Here is a 4,462-nt window from a genome sequence, read left to right on the forward strand (position 1 = left end):
GGGGTGGACGGCGGCGGCGTGATCGGGCCGCCGCCGCCGTTGACGCTGGCCGAGAAGGAGTTGACGGCCAGGCCCACGCCGCCCTGCCACGGCTCGAAGCCGGCCTGGATGCTGGTCAGGTACCAGCTGTTGGTGATCGCGCCCCGGTCGCGGGTGTCCCTGATGAACGCCAGCAGGTTGAGGTCTGCGCTGGAGATCGTCGACGGAGCCAGGTACGAGATGACGTTGTTGGACCCGTTGCTGCCGCGCCAGACCTCCCAGCTCCGCCCGTCGATGGTGGCGGTGCCGACCCGTGAGCCGATGGGCTGGATGGGACCCTGCCGGTTGAGCCAGATCATGATCTCCATCTGGTTTACCCCGTCGCGCTTCGGCGAGGGGTCGAGCCAGATGTCGTACGAGGCGTTGTAGGTGGCCCCGCTGACGTACCGGTAGCTGATGCTGCTGGTGGCGGTGCTGATCCGGTCCACCTGCATCGGCAGGTTGGTGCCGGGGGAGCAGTTGGTGTAGTGGCAGCCGACGAAGACCGACGGGTACGACACCGGTCCGCCGTTGGTCGGCGCGGAGCCCTGCTGGGTGGTGATCTCGAAGCCGGTGCTGGTGACGTTGATACACTGCTGGGCGGTGGTGCCCCAGCGGTTGTTCTGCACCACGTACCGGTTCTGGATGACGGTGGAGCCGTACTGCTCGCAGATCTGGGTGTCGGCGGAGGCGGTGCCGCCGTACGTGACGGCGGCCAGCGAGCCGGCGGCCAGCAGGCCGGCCACGGCCAGCGCGCGGAGTGGACGTCTCATGATGCTCCTCGGGGCTCTGTCGCGGGGGCGCCGGGCGGGACGGGACCGGCGGGAGCGCTCCCATGGGTTGTTCGACACATTTACATCTATGCAACAAGAGCGCAACCGGAACCGGGTAGGACCTCCGATCCTGTTCCCCGGGTGTCGGCTCGGCGTCGCCCGCGCGGGGGTCGGCACCGTTCCCATTGGTCACCATGGATCAGCAGCTCAAGCCGGCGGTGGAGGCCGGGCGGCGGTGCGGATGAGGGCGCTCACCCGGCCGGGGGCGGGAACGCGGTAGGGAAGTGGCGAGGCCCGTCCGAGGGAATGCGCGGCAGGGGCGACCGGGCCTACCGTCTGTCAATCGCGGGGAGTAGTGTCTTGCCTCCAACGCGTGCCGCACCCCTCCGGAGGCGTACACCACCATGGGTGGCAGCTCCCCCCTGCGCATCCTCGTCGTCGGCGCGGGCATCGCCGGTCTCGCCGTGGCCCGGGCGCTGCGCCTGGCCGGCTTCCGACCGGATGTCACCGAGAAGTTGCCTCCGAACGAGTTCGTCGACGCCGGCCTCTACCTCCCCGGCAACGCCGCGCGGGCGCTGCGCCGGCTGGACCTCGACGGCCCGGTCCGCCCGTTCGGCCGGGTCATCCACCGGCAGCGTTTCCTCGACGCGGCCGGCTCACCGCTCTGCGAGGTGGATCTCGACGCGCTCTGGGCCGGGGTGGGCGAATGCCGGGCGCTGCCCCGCCGCGACCTCTACCAGGTGCTGCTCAGCGGGGCGGGTGGCGCCGTCCGGCACGGTGCCGAGATCAGCGCCGTCGAGCTGCTGTCCGACGGCGTCGGGGTCACCTTCACCGACGGCACCGGCGGCGAGTACGACCTGGTCATCGGCGCCGACGGGCCGCGCTCGGCGGTCCGCGCCCTGGCCGCGCTCGGTGGCCCGCCCCAGCCGGCCGGGCAGGTGGTCTACCGTGCCGTGGTCCGGGACGGCCCGGATGTCGCCGACTGGACCGCCCTGCTCGGCCAGCGCGCCGGGTTCCTGGTCGTGCCGATCGGGGCCGGGCGACTGCACGTGTACGCCGACGAGGCCGGCACCGAGCCCCCCGCCGACCCGCTGGCCCGGCTGCACGAGCTCTTCGGCTCCTACGGCGGCCCGGTCCCGGCGGTGCTGGAGGCACTCGACCGGGTGCAGGTGGGGCTCACCGACGAGGTCGAGTTGGGGCGCTGGCACCGGGGCCGGGTGCTGCTGGTCGGCGACGCCGCGCACGCCACCGCGCCCACGCTGAGCCAGGGCGCGGCGATGGCGCTGGAGGACGCGGTGGTGCTCGCCGAGTCGCTGACCGCGGCCGGCAGCGTCGAGGCGGCGCTGGTCGCGTACGAGAGTCGCCGCCGGCCGCGTACCCGATGGGTGCGGGACCGGACCCGCGACCGCAACCGGACCCGGGACGTGCCGCCCGCGCTGCGCGACCCGCTGCTGCGCGGACGCGGCGGGCGGATCTTCCGGGAGCACTACCGGTTGCTCGTGGGCCCGCTGTGAGGGCGACCGTCCATCCTGCCGGACGACCCCCGGCGGTGCTGCCACCTGCCGGGGACTATCCTCCTTGCGGATGACGGCTCGCAGATGACAAGCGCGTGCCGAGCGGGACAACCGAGAACCGGAGGCCATTCGTGACCACCGTCGCACCCAAGCCGGTCGTGACCCGGCCATGGCCGGTCCGAGAGCCGGTCAAGGGGTCGGCCATCGCGCGGCTGCTGCGCACCACGGACGCGAAGCAGATCGGGATCATGTACATGGTCACCGCGTTCGCGTTCTTCATGATCGGTGGCCTGATGGCGCTGATCATGCGGGCCGAGCTGGCCCGGCCGGGGCTGCAGTTCCTGTCACCCGAGCAGTACAACCAGCTGTTCACCATGCACGGCACGATCATGCTGCTGTTCTTCGCGACGCCGATCGTGTTCGCCTTCGCGAACTACGTCGTGCCGCTGCAGATCGGTGCGCCCGACGTCTCCTTCCCCCGGCTGAACGCGTTCGCCTACTGGCTGTACCTGTTCGGCGGCACCATGGCGACGGCCGGTTTCCTCACCCCCGGAGGCGCGGCCGACTTCGGCTGGACCGCGTACACCCCGCTGAGCACCGCCGAGCACGCGCCGGGCGTCGGCGCGAACATGTGGGTCGTCGGCCTGGCCATCTCGGGTCTGGGCACGATCCTCGGCGCGGTCAACCTGATCACCACGATCCTCACCCTGCGCGCCCCCGGCATGACGATGTTCCGGATGCCGATCTTCACCTGGAACATGCTGGTCACCAGCCTGCTGGCGATCCTGGTCTTCCCGCTGCTGGCCGCCGCGCTCTTCGCGCTCGCCGCGGACCGGCTGCTCGGCGCCCACGTGTACGACCCGGCGACCGGCGGGCCGATGCTCTGGCAGCACCTGTTCTGGTTCTTCGGTCACCCCGAGGTGTACATCATCGCGCTGCCGTTCTTCGGCATCGTCAGCGAGATCATCCCGGTCTTCTCCCGGAAGCCGATCTTCGGTTACAAGGGCCTGGTCGCCGCGACCATCGCCATCGCCGCCCTGTCGATGAGCGTGTGGGCGCACCACATGTTCGCCACCGGCCAGGTGCTGCTGCCGTTCTTCAGCTTCCTGAGCTACCTGATCGCCGTACCGACCGGCATGAAGTTCTTCAACTGGATCGGCACCATGTGGCGGGGGCAGATCACCTTCGAGACGCCGATGCTCTTCTCGGTCGGCTTCCTGGTGACCTTCCTCTTCGGTGGCCTCACCGGCGTGCTGCTGGCCAGCCCGCCGCTCGACTTCCACCTGCACGACTCGTACTTCGTGGTGGCGCACTTCCACTACGTGCTCTTCGGCACCATCGTGTTCGCCGTCTTCGCCGGCATCTACTTCTGGTTCCCGAAGATGTTCGGCCGGATGCTCGACGAGCGGCTGGGCAAGATCCACTTCTGGCTCACGATGATCGGCTTCCACACCACGTTCCTGGTGCAGCACTGGCTGGGCAACGAGGGCATGCCACGCCGGTACGCCGACTACCTGCCCAGCGACGGCTTCACCACGCTGAACATGATCTCCACCATCGGCGCGTTCATCACCGGCATCTCGACCCTGCCGTTCATCTGGAACTGCTGGAAGTCGTACAAGACCGGCCCGATCGTCGAGGTCGAGGACCCGTGGGGCCACGGCAACTCGCTGGAGTGGGCGACCAGTTCGCCGCCGCCGCTGCGCAACTTCGACCGGATGCCGCGGATCCGCTCCGAGCGGCCGGCGTTCGACTACAAGTTCCCCGAGCTGGCCGCCGGCCAGACCCTGGCCGGTCCGCCAGAGGGTGGGGCCAAGCCGCTGACCAGCGAGTCCGACGGTGGCGCCAGCTACCAGGAGGACACCTCCGGACAGCGCTGACGTCCGGTCCGCGCAACGGCCGCCGTACCCCTTGGGTACGGCGGCCGTTGCCATTCGCCTCCGGCCGTGCGGTCGGCTGCCTTGCGCTCCGGCGACCTGGACGAGCCGCGTCCGGGCCGACAACCCGAGGAGTGCGGTTGCGGCGGACGGGAGCACCGACGGCTACGACGCCGACCCGGCTGTCTCTGCCGCGGACGGGGTGTCCGGGCCGACCGATGGCGCCTTGTGCCGCCGGTCGTGGCCGATCGCAGGTGTGGCGGGGCCGGGGATCGTGGCG

3 protein-coding genes are annotated in these 4,462 nt (G+C 70.6%); 2 read left to right on the forward strand and 1 reads right to left on the reverse strand.

Annotated features, from left to right (window positions below):
- Positions 1-791 (reverse strand): glycosyl hydrolase family 5 (locus tag E1165_RS28070; RefSeq protein ID WP_132394710.1); only part of this gene is annotated, 791 nt, incomplete at its 3' end.
- Positions 792-1,195: 404 nt separating this feature from the next.
- On the opposite strand from E1165_RS28070, the gene E1165_RS28075 reads away from it, so the two are divergent.
- Together E1165_RS28075 and ctaD are read left to right on the forward strand one after the other, a co-directional pair.
- Complete coding sequence (locus E1165_RS28075) at positions 1,196-2,305, forward strand: FAD-dependent monooxygenase (protein WP_132394711.1); 1,110 nt, start codon at positions 1,196-1,198, stop codon at positions 2,303-2,305.
- Between the two features lie 131 nt (positions 2,306-2,436).
- The gene (gene ctaD, locus E1165_RS28080) at positions 2,437-4,185 is read left to right on the forward strand and encodes a cytochrome c oxidase subunit I (protein WP_132394712.1); all 1,749 of its coding nucleotides are present in this window, start codon (positions 2,437-2,439) and stop codon (positions 4,183-4,185) included.
- Positions 4,186-4,462 lie beyond the last annotated feature (277 nt).

Source organism: Micromonospora sp. KC723, assembly GCF_004348595.1.
GTDB lineage: Bacteria > Actinomycetota > Actinomycetes > Mycobacteriales > Micromonosporaceae > Micromonospora.